Annotated in this window: 1 protein-coding gene; it reads right to left on the minus strand. The window is 44.9% G+C overall.

Features of this window, described 5'->3' with window-relative positions; translation table 11 throughout:
- Positions 1-1,353 (minus strand): NADP-dependent isocitrate dehydrogenase (locus R7P72_RS24525; protein WP_318110900.1); only part of this gene is annotated, 1,353 nt, incomplete at both ends.

Consider the following 1,353-nt stretch of genomic DNA (forward strand, 5'->3'; position numbering starts at 1 on the left):
AATTGGGAACAAGTCTGTTAGGTAGTCACGAAGTACGTTACCCGTTACAGAAATAGTATCTAGACCAGCTTTCATTCGCTCTAATGAGTACTTACATGCTTCTACTGGAGCAAGAATCTTAATTTCTAGGCCTGTCGTATCGTGATCTGGCAGGTATGCATTGACCTTTTTAATAAGCTCTGCATCGTGTGCGCGGTTTTCATCTAGCCAAAATACAGCTGGAACGCCTGTTGCACGTGCGCGAGTCACTGCAAGTTTCACCCAATCTTGAATTGGCGCGTCTTTTACCTGACACATACGGAAGATGTCACCCTCTTCTACCGCCTGTTCAAGCAGCGCTGCGCCAGAAGCATCAACAACACGTACTGTACCTGCTGCATCTAGGATAAACGTCTTATCGTGAGAACCGTACTCTTCTGCTTTTTGAGCCATCAAACCCACGTTTGGTACGCTGCCCATTGTTGTCGGGTCAAATGCGCCGTGCTCTTTACAGAAATCGATAACTGCTTGGTAGATACCTGCATAGCAGCGATCTGGAATCATCGCTTTAGTATCTTTTTGCTTGCCGTCAGGACCCCACATTTGGCCAGAAGAACGCAACATTGCTGGCATAGATGCATCGACAATGATGTCGCTTGGGACATGCAGGTTCGTGATGCCACGATCCGAATCAACCATCGCAAGTTCAGGCTGAGTTTGGTAAACCGCCTGAATTGCCGCTTCAATCTCTTCTTTTTGTGCTGCTGGTAGTGACTCGATTTTCGAGTAAACATCACCAAGACCATTATTTACATCAACGCCAAGCTCTTCTAATAACTTACCGTATATAGCAAAAACGTCTTTGTAGTACACTTTTACAGCGTGACCGAAGATAACCGGGTCAGAAACCTTCATCATCGTCGCTTTCATGTGTAGAGAAAGCAGTACGTCTTGCTCTTTCGCATCTGCGATTTCTTTTTCGAAGAACTCAACCAATGCTTTTTTCTTCAGTACAGAGCTATCAATAACTTCTTTGTCTAACAGTGGGAAAGCAGATTTTAGCTCTTTTACAGAGCCATCTTCGCCAACAAACTCGATTTTTACTTCTGTTGCGCCAGAAATGGTTGTTGATTTCTCGCTACCAAAGAAATCGTCACCCGCCATGCTTGATACATGGGATTTAGAGTCTGATGACCATGCGCCCATTGAGTGTGGGTTTTTCTTTGCATAGTTCTTAACAGAAAGTGGCGCACGACGGTCAGAGTTACCTTCACGAAGTACTGGGTTTACAGCACTGCCCTTAATCTTATCGTAAGCCGATTTAATCGCTTTTTCTTCGTAAGTACTTGGTTCTTCTGGGTAGTTTGGCAGGTC

The sequence above is a fragment of the Vibrio sp. Vb0888 genome (assembly GCF_033338835.1).
GTDB lineage: Bacteria > Pseudomonadota > Gammaproteobacteria > Enterobacterales > Vibrionaceae > Vibrio > Vibrio alginolyticus.